Annotated in this window: 19 protein-coding genes; 3 read left to right on the top strand and 16 right to left on the bottom strand. The window is 39.0% G+C overall.

Translation table 11 applies throughout. The annotated features are described in order from the left end of the window. Positions 1 to 118: 118 nt before the first annotated feature. From crcB (QM877_RS00675) to QM877_RS00660, 4 genes are all read right to left on the bottom strand, one after another. Positions 119 to 448, bottom strand: a complete 330-nt coding sequence (crcB, locus tag QM877_RS00675; protein ID WP_248034870.1) for a fluoride efflux transporter CrcB — start codon at positions 446 to 448, stop codon at positions 119 to 121. Further along, positions 442 to 816, bottom strand: a complete 375-nt coding sequence (gene crcB, locus QM877_RS00670) for a fluoride efflux transporter CrcB (protein ID WP_414275921.1) — start codon at positions 814 to 816, stop codon at positions 442 to 444. The genes crcB (QM877_RS00675) and crcB (QM877_RS00670) overlap by 7 nt, the downstream gene beginning before the upstream one ends. Continuing rightward, the gene (locus tag QM877_RS00665; RefSeq protein ID WP_414317248.1) at positions 813 to 1,079 is read right to left on the bottom strand and encodes a chorismate mutase; all 267 of its coding nucleotides are present in this window, start codon (positions 1,077 to 1,079) and stop codon (positions 813 to 815) included. Before QM877_RS00665 ends, crcB (QM877_RS00670) begins: the two co-directional genes overlap by 4 nt. Positions 1,080 to 1,194: 115 nt before the next feature. Then, entirely contained in the window at positions 1,195 to 1,638 is a 444-nt protein-coding gene (locus tag QM877_RS00660) for a flavodoxin (RefSeq protein ID WP_001162134.1), read from the bottom strand. Between the two features lie 103 nt (positions 1,639 to 1,741). Here QM877_RS00660 and QM877_RS00655 point away from each other — a divergent pair, with 103 nt between their 5' ends. Beyond that, positions 1,742 to 2,677 (top strand): DHH family phosphoesterase, encoded by a 936-nt coding sequence (locus tag QM877_RS00655; RefSeq protein ID WP_414317247.1) that lies wholly within the window; start codon positions 1,742 to 1,744, stop codon positions 2,675 to 2,677. A gap of 96 nt (positions 2,678 to 2,773) precedes the next feature. Beyond that, positions 2,774 to 3,016: a type B 50S ribosomal protein L31 gene (locus tag QM877_RS00650; RefSeq protein WP_000710764.1), complete on the top strand. Its 243-nt coding sequence runs from the start codon at positions 2,774 to 2,776 to the stop codon at positions 3,014 to 3,016. Between the two features lie 46 nt (positions 3,017 to 3,062). On the opposite strand, the gene QM877_RS00645 is transcribed toward QM877_RS00650, so the two are convergent. The 5 genes from QM877_RS00645 to QM877_RS00625 all read right to left on the bottom strand — a co-directional run bounded on the left by QM877_RS00645 (position 3,063) and on the right by QM877_RS00625 (position 7,508). Continuing rightward, positions 3,063 to 3,383 (bottom strand): heavy metal-binding domain-containing protein, encoded by a 321-nt coding sequence (locus QM877_RS00645; RefSeq protein WP_414317246.1) that lies wholly within the window; start codon positions 3,381 to 3,383, stop codon positions 3,063 to 3,065. Positions 3,384 to 3,724: 341 nt separating this feature from the next. Beyond that, positions 3,725 to 4,000 (bottom strand): HU family DNA-binding protein, encoded by a 276-nt coding sequence (locus QM877_RS00640; RefSeq protein ID WP_001284633.1) that lies wholly within the window; start codon positions 3,998 to 4,000, stop codon positions 3,725 to 3,727. 106 nt (positions 4,001 to 4,106) lie between these two features. Then, a complete protein-coding gene (locus tag QM877_RS00635) occupies positions 4,107 to 4,943 on the bottom strand; it encodes a DegV family protein (protein ID WP_049509469.1) in 837 nt (278 codons plus the stop codon). A 182-nt stretch (positions 4,944 to 5,125) separates the two neighbouring features. Beyond that, positions 5,126 to 6,355 (bottom strand): tetratricopeptide repeat protein, encoded by a 1,230-nt coding sequence (locus tag QM877_RS00630; RefSeq protein WP_414317245.1) that lies wholly within the window; start codon positions 6,353 to 6,355, stop codon positions 5,126 to 5,128. After that, a complete protein-coding gene (locus QM877_RS00625; protein ID WP_414317244.1) occupies positions 6,345 to 7,508 on the bottom strand; it encodes an AI-2E family transporter in 1,164 nt (387 codons plus the stop codon). Before QM877_RS00625 ends, QM877_RS00630 begins: the two co-directional genes overlap by 11 nt. A 209-nt stretch (positions 7,509 to 7,717) precedes the next feature. Here QM877_RS00625 and QM877_RS00620 point away from each other — a divergent pair, with 209 nt between their 5' ends. Next, positions 7,718 to 8,725 carry a lactonase family protein gene (locus tag QM877_RS00620; RefSeq protein WP_414317243.1) on the top strand — a complete coding sequence of 336 codons (1,008 nt, stop codon included), beginning with the start codon at positions 7,718 to 7,720 and terminating at the stop codon, positions 8,723 to 8,725. A 42-nt stretch (positions 8,726 to 8,767) separates the two neighbouring features. On the opposite strand, the gene QM877_RS00615 is transcribed toward QM877_RS00620, so the two are convergent. The 7 genes from QM877_RS00615 to atpB all read right to left on the bottom strand — a co-directional run bounded on the left by QM877_RS00615 (position 8,768) and on the right by atpB (position 14,857). Then, a complete protein-coding gene (locus QM877_RS00615) occupies positions 8,768 to 9,187 on the bottom strand; it encodes a F0F1 ATP synthase subunit epsilon (protein ID WP_414317242.1) in 420 nt (139 codons plus the stop codon). A gap of 10 nt (positions 9,188 to 9,197) precedes the next feature. Then, the gene (atpD, locus tag QM877_RS00610) at positions 9,198 to 10,604 is read right to left on the bottom strand and encodes a F0F1 ATP synthase subunit beta (RefSeq protein WP_000094353.1); all 1,407 of its coding nucleotides are present in this window, start codon (positions 10,602 to 10,604) and stop codon (positions 9,198 to 9,200) included. Between the two features lie 81 nt (positions 10,605 to 10,685). Further along, on the bottom strand, positions 10,686 to 11,564 hold the full coding sequence (locus QM877_RS00605; RefSeq protein ID WP_414317241.1) for a F0F1 ATP synthase subunit gamma: 879 nt from the start codon (positions 11,562 to 11,564) through the stop codon (positions 10,686 to 10,688). 15 nt (positions 11,565 to 11,579) lie between these two features. Then, positions 11,580 to 13,085 (bottom strand): F0F1 ATP synthase subunit alpha, encoded by a 1,506-nt coding sequence (atpA, locus tag QM877_RS00600; RefSeq protein ID WP_049503616.1) that lies wholly within the window; start codon positions 13,083 to 13,085, stop codon positions 11,580 to 11,582. Positions 13,086 to 13,099: 14 nt separating this feature from the next. After that, positions 13,100 to 13,636, bottom strand: coding sequence for a F0F1 ATP synthase subunit delta (locus tag QM877_RS00595; RefSeq protein ID WP_049549329.1), 537 nt, complete (start codon positions 13,634 to 13,636; stop codon positions 13,100 to 13,102). Beyond that, positions 13,636 to 14,130, bottom strand: coding sequence for a F0F1 ATP synthase subunit B (gene atpF / locus QM877_RS00590; protein ID WP_414317240.1), 495 nt, complete (start codon positions 14,128 to 14,130; stop codon positions 13,636 to 13,638). The genes QM877_RS00595 and atpF overlap by 1 nt, the downstream gene beginning before the upstream one ends. A gap of 13 nt (positions 14,131 to 14,143) precedes the next feature. Further along, on the bottom strand, positions 14,144 to 14,857 hold the full coding sequence (atpB, locus tag QM877_RS00585) for a F0F1 ATP synthase subunit A (RefSeq protein WP_000392856.1): 714 nt from the start codon (positions 14,855 to 14,857) through the stop codon (positions 14,144 to 14,146). Between the last annotated feature and the right edge of the window lie 2 nt (positions 14,858 to 14,859).

The following is a 14,859-nucleotide window of genomic DNA, read 5'->3' as shown; positions in this document are numbered from 1 at the left end:
TTTATTCTCCTATCTTTGTCAATCTTGAGGAATCTTCCTCAGCGGATAAACTGTATTTTTGTGCGTCCATTACACACAAGATACAGTTTACCAAATTTCCTAGAAAAAGTAAAGAAATTTACAGTAAAATTCCTAAAAAAATAGCAAGCAAACCACCTAAGTAGGTCAAGAGAAAATAACTGTAAAAGACCTTCTTATCAGCTAAGAGTTTTTGGAATTCATCATTCAAGGTTGAAAAAGTGGTTAGACCTCCACAAAATCCTGTGGCAAGGATAAGATAGACTTCTTTAGACTCCACATGATTGTAAAATAAGCCAATCAAAAAACAGCCCAGTAGATTAGCTATGAGAGTTCCTAGAGGCAGTACTGAACCCTGATTATAACGTGAAAAGAAGTAACGCACGAGGGCACCTAGTCCACAAGCAAGCGCTAGATATAATACTACCATTTCTTCCTCCCTAAACAATAAGCCAATAAAAGTCCACCACCAATGCTCAGAACTAGATAGATTACTAGACTTAGGTAAGAACCTCTATCCAGCAATTTCACGCCATCTAACATGAGGCTTGAAAAAGTCGTTAATCCTCCACAGAAGCCTGTTCCAAGCGCTAAAATGACACCTTTACTGCTTCCCTTATAAACCAAATAACCTTTGACAAGATAGACTAAACAGAAAATTCCTAGATAGTTAGCAAAGAGAGTTCCCCATGGAAAGTCTGGACTAGCTGGCAACCATCTCGAAATCTGATATCGGACAAGTCCTCCTAGCATGGCAGCTAGAAAGATTCCTAATGGATAAAATTGTTCTTTTTTCATTTGATGTTTTTATCCTGATAATCGCGCGAACGTTTGAGAATATCAGAAAAAGTCTCAACGATTGTCTCTTCGTATTTTTTATTGCTGACGTGATTTCTGACTTTTTCAAAGATAACTTCTTCTCTTTTAGTATCTAGAATAGCTTTTCCTGAAGCTTTTTTATAAGCCACTACACCCTCAACTAGATGCATTCTTTCTTCTAAGAGTTTTACAATTTGGTCATCAATTTGATCGATTTCTTGTCTAATAATATCTAAATCCATAGAGTCTCCTTCTTAATTTGAATCAATTTATAAAAAGCTTCTAAATGGGCTATTTCATCCCTAGGGACGACTAACAAAAACTGCACTGACAACTTTCATCAGTGCAACTTCATGCTTATCCTACTTTAGCAGCCAATTCTTCTGCAAATTGTTCCAAGCGTTCGATATCTTCTTCTTCTGCAGAGAGATCCACTTTGACGCACTCTGAGCCCTTTTCAGCTCCTGTTGCTACAAATACACGATCAAAGTCATCAACAGCCTTACAGAACTCATCATAGAAAGTATCTCCTGATCCTACCACACCGTAGATTTTGCCACTCAAGTTAAGATCTGCTAGGTCTTCGTAGAAGTCCATCATCTCATCTGGTAACTCTCCATCACCATAAGTGTAGGTTGCAACGATTGCGATATCTGCTTCAAGAAAGTCAGATGCGTCAACAGTTGTACACTCATCAACATCCACCTCTAAGCCCAATTCACGCAATTTATCTGCTACAATATCTGCAATTTCTTCGGTATTACCGGTCATACTGGCAAATACAATTTTTGCTAATGCCATATCGTCCTCCTCCATTTATCTTTCTCCATTATATCACATCTTTTTCATTTTAAAAATAAAAACTCTTGTGCTACAATGAAATAAGAAAGAATTGAGGTCACTTATGGAAATTTGTTATCAAATTTTAGAAAAAATTAAAGCATATGATACCATTATCATTCACCGTCATATGAAACCGGATCCTGATGCCTTAGGAAGTCAGGTTGGACTCAAAGCACTTCTGGAACACCATTTCCCAGAAAAAAATATCAAGGTAGTCGGTTATGATGAGCCAACCCTAACATGGCTTACAAAGATGGATCAGGTAGAAGACAAAGATTATCAAGGCGCGCTTGCTATCATTTGTGATACAGCAAATACCGCTCGTATCGATGATAAACGTTATACTAATGCTGAAACCATTATTAAAATTGATCACCATCCAAATGACGAAGTCTATGGAGATCTTGTTTGGGTAGATACCAACTCTAGCAGTGCCAGTGAGATGATTGCTCTCTTTGCTGAAGCAACTAACCTAGAATTATCTGACTACGCTGCTAAAATGCTCTGTGCTGGAATTATTGGCGACACAGGCCGTTTCCTTTATCCGTCTACTTCTGCTCGTACCCTTCGAATTGCTAGTAAACTAAGAGAACATAACTTTGACTATGCTGAATTAACACGTAAAATGGACACTATGAGCTTTAAAATTGCTAAACTTCAAGGTTATGTCTATGATCACCTAGAAGTTGATGAAAATGGTGTCGCACGTGTCATACTGACTCAAGAAATTCTAAAAACATATCAAGTAACAGATTCTGAAACAGCAGCCATTGTTGGAGCTCCAGGCCGTATCGATACAGTTAATCTTTGGGGAATCTTTGTGGAACAAGCAGATGGCCACTATCGCGTTCGACTTCGCAGTAAATTCGTTCCAATCAATGGTGTTGCAAAAGAACATGATGGTGGAGGTCACCCACTTGCAAGTGGTGCTAACTCCTATAGCCTAGAGGAAAATGAAGTCATCTACCAAAAATTAAAAAACTTACTAAAAAAATAGATAAAAAGCTTGCCAAACCTAGCATAATCTGTTAGACTAGTATGGTAACAATCTATGGCTCGCAAAGAGACCATGGCAGAAAGGAAATATTGCAAAATGAAAAAAGATATCCATCCAGAATATCGCCCAGTTGTCTTCATGGACACAACTACTGGTTACCAATTCCTTAGCGGTTCAACAAAACGCTCTAACGAAACTGTTGAGTTCGAAGGCGAAACTTACCCATTGATCCGTGTGGAAATTTCATCAGACTCACACCCATTCTACACTGGACGTCAAAAGTTCACTCAAGCAGATGGACGCGTGGATCGTTTCAACAAAAAATACGGTCTCAAATAATCATAAAAAGAACAGTTCCGACTGTTCTTTTTTTTGTTTCTTCAAATTAGGAGTCAATCACAACTGCTGTACCACTACAAGTGACCATTAGCATACCATTTTCAGCCCCTAAAGTTTCATAGTCCATTTTTATACCTATAATAGCATTTGCTCCACGTTCACTTGCACGCTCCATCATTTCTGCTAGAGCTTCTTCTCTTGCTTGAGTCAACTCGCCTTCATAACTACTAGCTCGTCCTCCAAAAACATTACGGAAGCCAGCAGCCATATCTTTGAACATATTAACGCCAGCAACCACTTCACCAAAGACGATTCCTTTGTAGGATAGGATTTTCTTGCCTTCAATTCCCGTAGTTGAAATAATCATCTTCCTTTCCTCCTAACTTATTTTATATAATTGTAAACCCTTTCACTAATTCTGTCAAGAAATTCTATAAAGGGCTCAGTGGTTGAAAGGAAACTCTACTCACCATCCTTGTTTGCTATCCATTTAGTGCCAATTGTATGAATGGTGGCCTAAATCTTTTCTTTGCAAGCCTAACTTGAGATAGGCTTCTCAGCCTCACTATTCTTACCAATAGTAGAGCTTAAAATCTATGACTGGTATAAATGAGACTGTTCTTCCCTGCCCCAAAATTGCCCCAAAACTACAAAAAAGCCTATCGACCAAGCTAGAATGCTTGATACAATAGGCTTTTTCTAAATTCATTATTTAACAGCGTCTTTAAGAGCTTTACCAGCTTTGAATGCTGGAACTTTTGAAGCTGCGATAGTGATTTCTTTACCAGTTTGTGGGTTGCGACCTTTACGTGCTGCACGCTCACGAACTTCGAAATTACCAAAACCGATCAATTGAACTTTTTCACCAGCTGCAAGGTAATCAGCTACTGCTGCGAATACAGCGTCTACTGCTGCTGCTGAGTCTTTCTTTGTCAATTCTGTAGCTTCTGCTACTTTAGCGATCAAATCTTGTTTGTTTGCCATGTTAATAATTCCTCCAAATATTTTCTAATTAACAATTACAATCATATCCTAAATTCTCTTGTAGGTCAAGTCAAAAACGCTATTTCTTGCTATTTTCTTTATTTTTTTAGGACTCGTATCTGACCAAAATAGCCCAAGCATTTTCACCTGTATGGGTCTGGATAATAGAACCTGTTTCAAGTACAGAGATTGGTTTTTCAACGAATGGTTGTAGGATTTCTTTCATCTCTTCTGCCCAGTCCCGAGTTCCAGAATAGGAAATACCAATTTCTGCAACAGAACGCTCTGACAGTTTTGAAACTAGTTCATCCAACCACTTCTTAAAGGTTTTAGCTCCACGTCCTTTAACGATTGGTTGCAATTCATCATCTTTCATCTGCATGACTACGCGGATATTTAATAGAGAGCTTAAAAGACCTGTCACTCTTCCAATACGACCACCTTTAACAAGGTTTTCCAAGGTAGAAACACCAATATAGAGCTCTGTGTTCTTCTTTACTTCTTCAACATGAGCCACAATTGTCTCAATGTCTTGTCCTTCTTGAGCTAACTTAGCTGCTTCAACTACTTGAAATTTTAGGGCTTGATCTGTAAAGGAACTATCCAATACAGTCACATTAGCTGTTGACAAACTTGCACCCTGACGAGCTGCTTCGACAGTTCCTGATAAGGCATGAGACATATGAATGGCTAAAATTTGACTACCGTCTTTACTCAACTCATCAAAAATCTCAGCAAAGAGTCCAACAGGAGGTTGACTTGTTTTAGGCAGATTTTTACTCTCTTTCATCAAGCGAAGAAATTCCCCTTCTTCAAGATCAGCATCCGAATAAAGAACACTATCAATCATTACAGAGAGCGGAACGACGGTAATATTTAATTCTTTGACCACTTCTGGTTCAATGGTAACAGAAGAATCTGTTACGATTTTTACTTGTGTCATAATTCAAATCTTTCTATGTTTCACTTTTTGAGTGAGTTTTTTCAATTTAACTATAACAATTATATCAAAAAAAAGCTAAAAATTCATACTGTATTTATTCATTTTTATGATGGAATTTATAGATTTTTACATCTTTCATTTTATAAAAATAGTCGCCTGCTAAGACGACTACTGTTCATTTATCATAAACGTTCATACAATTCCTGCATTTGTATATCATCAGGAACCAACTTGAGATAGTGTTGAATCTGTTCTTTTGCTTCTTCAAACCTTCCAAGTTCGCGTAATAGATGAATGTATTGCTCTAAAAACTCAGGATTTTCCTTGAGTTCTGGAACCAATGCCTGATAAGATTCATAGGCAGCGTCCAAATCTTCAGTTTCTTGGTAACTCCGTGCAATTATCCACTTAGTCAAGAGATTTTCTGGCTCATATTCTTCTAAGGCTAAAATATCCTCATACCGTTCTTGCTCCTGATACATGGTTGCTAGTCGCAAGAGGATTTCTTCTTGGTCTTCCGCATCTTCTTGGGCTTGAAGAAGATAAGCTTCCGCCTGCTCAGGTTGATGCAATTCATAAGATAATTGTGAAGTAAGGAGTAGTAAACGTGTTTCGAATGGATTTTTTTCCAAACCTTGTTGAGCAATCAGTAAGGCTTGCTCAGTCTGGTGTTCCTTATGTAGAGCCTGACTGTAACCATATTCATACCCTTCAAAATCTGGAGAAATAGTATCCAGCTGTTTAAAATATAAAACTGCCTTTTGAAATTTCTCTTGATCAAAGTAAAGACTTGCTAATTCAAAAGCAGTCTGATCATCATACTCTAACTCTAAAGCTTTTTCTAAAAACTCTATAGCTGATTCAAACTTTCCAAGTCGAGCATAGGCAGTTCCAATTCGTTGATAGGTCGAAATCCCTGTCTGCTCATATATTTCACGATTATCCAGTTGAGCATAGCCCTTAATCGCTTCTAAATCATTTCCAAGTTCACTATCTAACTCTGCTAGCCCAAAAATCAATAAAGGATCATCAGAGTAATTAAGAGCTTCTAAGAGCTTCTCACGAGCTACATCCGTCAATCCTTCCATTTGATAAAAATCAGCCTTTAAGACAAGCGCAGATACATAAGAATCGCTATTGGGTTGAATTTCTTCTAGATAGGCAAACGCTTCTTCAATTTGTCCGTCTTCGCTTGCGATACTAGCTAGATTGAGATTTACTTCTGGAAATATTGGTGCTAGTTTTTCATAGATTTGACGAGCTTGTGGATAAAAACCAATACCTTCTAGATAATAAGCCAGTTCCAGAAGAAGATCATCAGGGTCTTCTACCAAGGCTTTTTGAAAATAGTGATCAGCTTTTGTTAAATCTTGCTGATCCAAAGCTTCAAGCATTTTTTGACTATTGCTCACCTTCAACCTCCTCTTCTAACTCATACAGACCACTAACTTTTTTATACCATTCAAAAATCGCTGAAATAACAACTTTTGCTGAAGCATAAACAGGAATTCCTAGTAGGACTCCCCAAACACCAAACATAGAACCAGACGTCAACAAAACAAATAGAATCGTGATTGGATGGATGTTTAATTGACTACCTAAAATCAATGGAGATACAAAACGACCTTCAATTGTCTGCTCTACGATAAAAACGATAATTACTTTCAAGAGCATAACTGGTCCAGCAATTAAACCTAAGATCAGAGCTGGTAGCATGGCAAGGAAACTTCCAAGATAAGGAATAAGATTTAAAATCCCTGCAGTAATTCCAAGAGTCACTGCATATCTCAAACCAATAATCTTAAAGAAGATGATAAACATAATTGCTACGATAACAGCAACAGTAATTTGTCCTCTAACATAGTTAGATAGTTGTTGGTTCACATCCGTTAGAACCTTACCTACTGGTTCTCTCAATTTATTAGGTAAGAATTGAGTGATATGATCTCTCAAACCTTTTCCATCTCTAAGGAGATAAAAGAGCATAAAGGGCATGATAATCAAAGCAACAATGACTTGTGACGTTCCACTAATAAGAGCACTCACCCAGTTCACAGCTTTTGATGAAATATTACTTGCCCAAGCAGTTGCTTGTGTTGAGAATTGAGCCAGAACCTGTTCTAGTTGAGGTCTAAAGTCATCTGGTAACCGCTTGGTTACAAGATCATCAATAACTCTGTCAGCATCTTCCAGATAACTTGGGACATTTTGCGCAAAAATAACTACTTGACGCTGAAGATTTGGAATCGCAACGGCCAAACCAATAATCAAGAGTATGGCAATAATGACAAAGATAATACTAATGGCTAAGACACGATTTATCTTATACTTCTCCATCAAATCCACCAGTGGATTTAAGAGATAAAAAAGTAATCCTGATAAAATAACAGGCAACATGACAACTGATAAAAAATCAACGACAGGGATAAATAAAAAACTAATCTTACTTAAAATAAAAATATTCAGACCTAGTAACAAGGCTACCAAAAAAACTGTAACAGCCTTATTATCTAAAAACCATTTAAAAAACCAAGATAAATTAAAATGTTTCTCTTTTTGTTCCATATCTACTTCCTTTCCTTTGTCCTTTCATTATACCATTTTTATAGGGAATAAACTGTTTTTAAAGTGTTGAGGTGACGATTGAGAACTTTAACAAAGCGACCTTGCTTTTTACTAATTTTATACTTAGATGTTTCATACTTTTTTCACTATTTTCTTCAGGTCTTCTAATTTATGATATAATAGAAACATCTTTATTTAGAGGTATAGCTATGATTGAAACAATTTATTTCGGAACTTACACACGTCGTTTATCCCAAGGAATTTATCAAGCTGATTTTGATACAGAAACTGGGCAACTATCCAATCTTAAACTATTTGCTGCTGAGCCAAGTCCTACCTATCTTGCCTTTGATCAAGAAAATCACCTCTACACTGTCGGTAGCAAAGATGGTCAAGGTGGAATTGCTGCCTATCAAACTGATGGTACTTTGCTAAACCATGTTGTGACAGAAGGCGCTCCTCACTGTTATGTTGCAGTTGACGAGAAACGTGGCCTAGTATATGGTGCTAACTATCACAAGGGACAAGTTTTGGTCTATAAACGTAAAGAAGATGGTAGTCTAGAATTGGCTGATACAGTTCAGCATAGCGGTCATGGTCCTCATGAAAATCAAGCTTCTCCACATGTACACTATACAGATTTAACACCAGATCAGTATTTAGTCACTTGCGATTTAGGTACTGATGAGGTTACTACTTATGGTGTCAAGCCAGAAGGAAAACTAAATAAGCTAACTACCTACAATTGCAGTCCTGGTGCTGGTGCACGTCACCTTGTTTTTCACAACCACTACAAGATTGCTTATCTCATCTGTGAACTCAATAGTACAATTGAAGTATTGATTTATGATGGTGTTGGTGCATTTGAAAAAATGCAAGTTATTTCTACTCTTCCTGAAGGATTTAATGACTTTAATGGAACTGCTGCTATTCGTCTCTCACAAGATGGAAAATACCTGTACGCATCAAACCGTGGTCACGATTCTATTGTAGTTTACACTATTCTCGCTGATGGTAGTTTAGAATTGTTGGAATTCGTTCCTACAAACGGGAAAACTCCTCGAGACTTTATTCTCTCACCAGATCAAGAATTTCTCATCGCTGTTCACCAGGATTCTGATAATGCAACTGTCTTTAAACGTAATTCAGAGACTGGGCGTCTTGCAGAACTTTCCAATGATTTCCACGTTCCCGAAGCGGTTTGCGTTACATTTTAAACATAAAAAAATGAACTTGATTTGAGAATCAAGTTCATTTTTTTATAGTTTGTTTCCGACATTGATTCGGTTAATAGCACGTTGTAATGCAATCTTAGCACGACGCTCTTGGTCAATCAAGTGTTTGTCTTGCGCTTCTTCGATTTCACGTTCTGCACGAAGTTTGGCACGTTCTGCACGGCTAATATCGATATCACGAGCACGCTCAGCTGAGTCTGCAATAATAGTAATGACATCATTAGCAATCTCAATGATTCCTCCATTTACTGCAATCCAGTTGACATGAGATTCATCATCAACTCGTTTAACTTTAACTTCATCAACTGCTAATACCGCAATCATATTTTGATGTCGTGGCAAGATCCCCATCTCACCATCCAGAGTTCGAACCGATACAAAGCTGGCATGGTGATCATAGACGAGGCCATCTGGTGTCACGATCTGGACAGTTAACTGAACCATAGATCACCTCTTAAAATCCCATTTTTTCAGCCTTAGCAATAACATCTTCGATTGAACCTACTCCACGGAAGGCATCTTCTGGGAGATGATCGTGTTTTCCGTCAAGAATTTCCTTAAATCCACGAACTGTTTCCGCTACAGGAACATAAGAACCTGGTTGACCAGTAAATTGTTCCGCAACGTTGAAGTTTTGTGAAAGGAAGAACTGAATACGACGGGCACGAGCAACCAAAGTCTTTTCTTCATCAGAAAGTTCATCCATACCAAGGATCGCAATGATATCTTGCAATTCATGGTAACGTTGAAGGACACGTTTAACCTCAGCAGCAACTGCGTAGTGTTCTTCTCCAACGATTTCAGGTGCCAAGGCACGTGAACTTGAAGCAAGTGGGTCAACGGCTGGATAAATACCCAATTGAACCAATTTACGTTCCAAGTTTGTTGTTGAATCCAAGTGGGCGAAGGCTGTTGCTGGCGCTGGGTCAGTATAGTCATCCGCTGGCACGTAGATAGCCTGAATAGAGGTTACAGAACCTTTCTTAGTTGAAGTGATACGTTCTTGCAATTGACCCATTTCTGTTGCGAGAGTTGGTTGGTAACCAACGGCTGATGGCATACGACCCAAAAGGGCAGATACTTCTGAACCAGCTTGTGTGAAACGGAAGATATTGTCAATGAAGAGAAGAACGTCTTGGCCTTCTACATCACGGAAGTATTCAGCGATTGTCAAACCAGTAAGGGCAACACGCATACGTGCTCCTGGTGGCTCATTCATCTGACCAAATACCATGGCTGTTTTCTCGATAACGCCTGATTCTTTCATTTCCCAATATAGGTCGTTCCCTTCACGAGTACGTTCCCCAACACCGGTAAATACTGAAATACCACCGTGTTCTTGGGCAATGTTGTGAATCAATTCTTGAATCAAGACAGTTTTACCAACTCCGGCACCACCGAAGAGCCCGACCTTACCACCTTTAAGATATGGGGCAAGAAGGTCGATAACCTTAATCCCTGTTTCGAGGATTTCTGAAGAGGTAGACAACTCATCAAAAGTAGGTGCTTTTTTATGAATTGGCTGACGCTCTGCGTCTTCTCCAAAAGGAGCTTCCAAGTCAATGGTATCTCCCAAAACGTTGAAGACACGTCCCAAGGTTTCTTTACCTACTGGTACAGAGATTGGACGACCTGTGTCCAACACTTCCATTCCACGAGTCAAACCATCTGTTGATTCCATGGCAATGGTACGAATCATACCATCCCCCAACTCTAAGGCTACTTCAAGGACGATTTTTGTTTTCTTTTCGTCATTTTTGTAGACGACAAGTGCATTGTTAATCTCAGGTAGTTTTTCACCTGCTGCAAACAAAACGTCTACAACGGGTCCGATAACCTGAGCAATTTTACCTGAACTCATCTCCTTCTCCTATTCTATATAAGATACTGTCGGTTCCTAGTTTTGCTAGGTCCTAAGTTCATTGATATGAGCAGGATGGCTTTATTCTAAAGCGCTAGCTCCTGCCACGATTTCTGTGATTTCTTGTGTAATCGCCGCCTGTCTGGCACGGTTATACTGGATTGTCAAATCATTAATCACTTTTTTTGCATTATCAGTCGCTGTTTGCATGGCTGTCATACCAGCAGCATTTTCAGCTGTCTTGGCATCAATAATAGCACCATAAATCATACTTTCTGCAAACTGAGGCAATAGTTGATCCAAGATTTCTTCACGACTTGTTTCAAGGTCAAATGTCAAGCTATAGTTATCATCTGCTTCATTTGGATCCAAGTCCACGATTGGAAGCATCTGCTCCACACGCATTTGACTTGTCAGTGTATTAACGTGGTGGTTGTAACAAACATAGAGCTCATCAAAAAGTTCGTTTTGATACATTTCAATCGTTTTTGTAATAATCTTACGAACTTCATCAAAGCTTGGTTGGCTTGCAAGTCCACGCAATTCATAGATTGGTTGAATACCGCGTGATTTGAAGAAATCGGCTCCCATACCACCAATACAGATGACTTCAAAATCATCACCTGAAGGATGGTATTCTTGCTGAATTTCCATGACAGCTTTTAAGATTGAAGAATTATATCCTCCAACAAGACCACGGTCAGATGTAATGACGATATAGCCTGTTTTTTTGACGGGGCGAATGATCAACATAGGGTTAGTTGATCCGCCTGCACCATCTCCGTGGAGGATGTCTGTAACTAGTTTACGCACTTTTTGTGCATACACTTGGAAGTTACGAGCTGCTTCTTCAGAACGACCTAACTTAGCTGCAGAAACCATCTGCATCGCGTTAGTAATTTGACTAGTATTTTTTGTTGAGGCGATTTTTGTTTTAATATCATTTAGAGATACTGCCATCTGACACCTCTATTCTTATTGGAAGCTTGATTGATTGAGAAACTCAGTAATCGCAGCATCCAAGACTGCTTCATCTGGCAAGTCTTTTGTTTCACGAATGGTTTCCAAAATTTCAGGATGTTGAGCATCAAAGAACATATGGAACTCTTCTTCGAAACGAACGATATCGTCTACAGGAATTGTATCCAAGAAACCATGGGTCAAAGCATAGAGAATAGTAACTTGTTTCTCAACAGGTAATGGTTTGTGAACAGGTTGTTTCAATACTTCTACAGTACGACGACCACGGTTCAATTTAGCCTGAGTAGCCGCATCCAAGTCAGAACCAAATTTAGTGAAGGCTTCCAACTCACGGTATGAAGCAAGGTCGATACGGAGTGTACCAGCAACTTTCTTCATGGCCTTAATCTGAGCAGAACCACCAACACGAGATACGGAAGAACCCGCATCAATAGCTGGACGGATACCTGCATTAAAGAGACTATCACTTAGGAAGATTTGTCCATCCGTAATAGAGATTACGTTTGTAGCGATATAGGCTGAGATATCTCCGGCTTGTGTCTCGATAAACGGAAGTGCTGTGATAGATCCTCCACCCAATTCATCCGAAACTTTAGCTGAACGCTCGAGTAGACGGCTATGAAGGTAGAATACATCCCCTGGGAAGGCTTCACGGCCTGGTGGACGACGGAGCAAGAGAGAAAGTTCACGATAAGCTACCGCTTGTTTAGATAAGTCATCATAAACGATCAAGACATGCTTACCTTGGTACATAAATTCTTCGGCCATAGCAACCCCTGCATAAGGTGCAAGGAAAAGCAATGGAGAAGGTTGTGAAGCTGACGCTGTCACAACGATTGTGTAATCCAAGGCTCCGTACTGACGAAGTGTTTCTACTTGTGTACGAACTGTTGATTCTTTTTGACCAATCGCTACATAGATACAAATCATATCTTGACCTTTTTGGTTCAAGATTGCATCGATAGCAATGGTAGTTTTCCCTGTTTGACGGTCACCGATAATCAACTCACGTTGTCCACGACCGATTGGAACAAGGGCATCAATAGCTTTCAAACCAGTTTGCAATGGTTGTGATACTGATTTACGTTGCATAACCCCAGGAGCTGGCGCTTCAACTGGACGAGTTTTGTTTGTGTCGATTGGACCAAGCCCATCTACTGGACGACCAAGTGGATCCACGACACGTCCAATCAAGCTATCACCAACTGGAACTTCCATGATTTTCCCTGTACGACGAATAGTGTCGCCTTCGCGGATATCTGTAAAGTCTCCAAGGATGATAATACCAACATCTGTTGATTCTAAGTTTTGCGCCATACCATAAGAGCCGTTTTCAAAAATCAACAACTCTCCACTCATGGCATTTTCTAGGCCATGAGCACGCGCAATTCCGTCACCGATGTAGGTTACAACACCAGTTTCAGTCACATCAAAATTGGGTTTGAAATTTTCAATTTGTTGCTTAATTAAAGCGCTGATTTCTTGTGCGTTAATTGCCAAAAGAACACCACTTTCTATTTCAAATTTTCCTTAACAACTTTAAGTTGTTGTTTAATACTAACATCAATTGTCTTGTGATTGGCGATAATAACAAAACCACCGATTAAACTATCGTCGATTTCTTCTTTAATGCTGCGCACTTTTAAAGACATCTTTTTCTCTATAATTGGAAGCAAACGTTCTTTTTGTTCATCCGTTAGAGGATGAGCAGACATAATCGTTACTTCAAAACGATTCGTTTCTCTCTCAAGACGGTTTAAACAATCTACAATCACATCATAAAAAAGATTTGAACGATGATTGTACAACAGAACTTGAATGAAGTTTTGTAATAATGGCGATGCAGAATCTTGGAAATAACTAACTGTTTTTTCCTTGTCAGACTCATCAACATCTACCTGAGCCAAAAAAGAAGGCAAGTCTGTTTCTTCAGCGACTTGCTTAATCTGGGTCAAGTCTGAGAAGATAGAATCTTCTTCTCCTTTTTCAATCACCAATTGGACAAAAGGCATGCTGTATTTTTCAATTACCTTTACTGTCTTTTTGTCCATTAAGCTTCTCCTAGCTGATCGATATACTGATCAATGAGTTCTTTATGGGCATGACCGTCAAGGTTTTGTGAGATGATTTTTCCAGCTAGACTAACTGTCAAATCTGCTACCTCACCTTTAACGCTTTGTAAAGCCTCAGCTTTGTTTTGCGCAATTTCTTGGTTAGCTTTTTCTTTCAAGCGACCAGCTTCTAGCTTAGCTTCAGCCAGAATATCTGATTTGCTCTTTTCAGCTGTCTCCCTAGCATTCTCGATGATAGTTTTAGCTTCGCTACGGCTACCTGCTAATTCATCTTCACGCTTTTGAGCAAGAGTTTCTGCTTTTTGACGAGCTTGTTCAGCACCATCAATATCAGCAGCAATCTTTTCTGCGCGTTCTTCGAAGACACTTGTCAAGTTTGACCATGCGTATTTTTTGACTAAGACGATCAAAAGGATAAAAGAGCCAGCAATTAAAATAAAGTTACCAATCAATTCACCTACTGTTACGTGCATCATTTACTCCTTTCTACTCTTCATCATTAATTTTATTTCCTAGATACATAGAAGACAAGACTGTGAATACATAGGCCTGAACACAGGAAATAAACACAGAAAATGCCGTCCAGACAAGATTGGTAACAAATGCGACTGGATACCAATAAAGTGCCTGATGAGAGAGAGTAATAAGCAAGCTTGCCATCACTTCTCCGGCAAAGATATTCCCGAACACCCGCAAAGCAAGTGATAGGAAATTCGTGACTTCTTCAAGGAGATTCATCGGTGTCATGAAACCTGGGGTTACAAAACCTTTTAGATATTTTTTAACACCGCGACGACGAATTCCTTCAATATGGGTCATCAGGATAATTCCGAATGACAAGGCCAAGTCAAACTGGAGATTTGCTGTTGGCGATGTCCAAAGATTTGTCCCATCTGTAGTTTGAAGTTTCGCCATCAAACCAAGATTATTTGCGATAACCATAAAAAGAAATAAACACAAGTAAAAGAGTGAGTAATCTTTCATGTACCGTGAACCTACGTTAGGTTCTGTAAATCCGACAACAAAGTCATAGAGATACTCGAGTACATTTTGCTTTCCTTTGGGTTTTACAGTCATATTGCGACTTGCCCAATAGATAAAGCCAAAAATAAGTGCCACAGACAACAAAGTCAATGCTGTCAAGGTTAAATCAAAGGTAACAGGACCAATATTGATGGTTGGATTGATACTTTCTTCCATCT

Origin of the sequence: Streptococcus infantis, assembly GCF_047463655.1 — a bacterium.
Classification (GTDB): Bacteria; Bacillota; Bacilli; order Lactobacillales; family Streptococcaceae; genus Streptococcus; species Streptococcus infantis_Z.
The sequence above is the reverse complement of the archived record's forward strand: the minus strand, read 5'-3'. Positions and strand labels throughout refer to the sequence as shown.

Excerpts from the sequence above, each read along its gene's own strand:
- crcB (WP_248034870.1), bottom strand. The coding sequence starts at position 448 with ATGGTAGTATTATATCTAGCGCTTGCTTGTGGACTAGGTGCCCTCGTG.
- crcB (WP_414275921.1), bottom strand. The coding sequence starts at position 816 with ATGAAAAAAGAACAATTTTATCCATTAGGAATCTTTCTAGCTGCCATG.
- QM877_RS00665 (WP_414317248.1), bottom strand. The coding sequence starts at position 1,079 with ATGGATTTAGATATTATTAGACAAGAAATCGATCAAATTGATGACCAA.
- QM877_RS00660 (WP_001162134.1), bottom strand. The coding sequence starts at position 1,638 with ATGGCATTAGCAAAAATTGTATTTGCCAGTATGACCGGTAATACCGAA.
- QM877_RS00655 (WP_414317247.1), top strand. The coding sequence starts at position 1,742 with ATGGAAATTTGTTATCAAATTTTAGAAAAAATTAAAGCATATGATACC.
- QM877_RS00650 (WP_000710764.1), top strand. The coding sequence starts at position 2,774 with ATGAAAAAAGATATCCATCCAGAATATCGCCCAGTTGTCTTCATGGAC.
- QM877_RS00645 (WP_414317246.1), bottom strand. The coding sequence starts at position 3,383 with ATGATTATTTCAACTACGGGAATTGAAGGCAAGAAAATCCTATCCTAC.
- QM877_RS00640 (WP_001284633.1), bottom strand. The coding sequence starts at position 4,000 with ATGGCAAACAAACAAGATTTGATCGCTAAAGTAGCAGAAGCTACAGAA.
- QM877_RS00635 (WP_049509469.1), bottom strand. The coding sequence starts at position 4,943 with ATGACACAAGTAAAAATCGTAACAGATTCTTCTGTTACCATTGAACCA.
- QM877_RS00625 (WP_414317244.1), bottom strand. The coding sequence starts at position 7,508 with ATGGAACAAAAAGAGAAACATTTTAATTTATCTTGGTTTTTTAAATGG.
- QM877_RS00620 (WP_414317243.1), top strand. The coding sequence starts at position 7,718 with ATGATTGAAACAATTTATTTCGGAACTTACACACGTCGTTTATCCCAA.
- QM877_RS00615 (WP_414317242.1), bottom strand. The coding sequence starts at position 9,187 with ATGGTTCAGTTAACTGTCCAGATCGTGACACCAGATGGCCTCGTCTAT.
- atpD (WP_000094353.1), bottom strand. The coding sequence starts at position 10,604 with ATGAGTTCAGGTAAAATTGCTCAGGTTATCGGACCCGTTGTAGACGTT.
- QM877_RS00605 (WP_414317241.1), bottom strand. The coding sequence starts at position 11,564 with ATGGCAGTATCTCTAAATGATATTAAAACAAAAATCGCCTCAACAAAA.
- QM877_RS00595 (WP_049549329.1), bottom strand. The coding sequence starts at position 13,636 with ATGGACAAAAAGACAGTAAAGGTAATTGAAAAATACAGCATGCCTTTT.
- atpF (WP_414317240.1), bottom strand. The coding sequence starts at position 14,130 with ATGCACGTAACAGTAGGTGAATTGATTGGTAACTTTATTTTAATTGCT.
- atpB (WP_000392856.1), bottom strand. The coding sequence starts at position 14,857 with ATGGAAGAAAGTATCAATCCAACCATCAATATTGGTCCTGTTACCTTT.